General features: G+C 50.7%; 1 protein-coding gene. It reads right to left on the bottom strand.

What is annotated here, in order from left to right; genetic code table 11:
- Positions 1-79: 79 nt before the first annotated feature.
- Positions 80-298 (bottom strand): MGMT family protein (locus tag NE473_RS31430; protein ID WP_256265668.1); only part of this gene is annotated, 219 nt, incomplete at its 5' end.

Here is a 298-nt window from a genome sequence, read left to right on the forward strand (position 1 = left end):
TCAAAAAACAAAAAATGCTTTTTGAGTCCTTTTCAAATACCTTGCTGTAACCATGTATCATCGCTTCTATTGCGCACCGTCAAATCCCGTTCTTCTCAAACCACTCCCTGAATTCCAGTGCGTCCTCCAGCGTATGATGCCACCCAAACCGCTTTAAATCCACCCGGTTTTCGTCATTTACGGCCACTCCCTCTGCCTCCATCAGCTTCTTCTGTGTATCCGTAGTCCGGAAGGAAGCCGCTCCGCTTAGATATCCGGAGGCGTTTACCACACGGTGGGCCGGCAAATCCGCTCCGCC

It is taken from the genome of Hungatella sp. SL.1.14 (assembly GCF_024460495.1).
In the GTDB taxonomy this organism is placed as follows: Bacteria; Bacillota; Clostridia; order Lachnospirales; family Lachnospiraceae; genus Hungatella; species Hungatella hathewayi.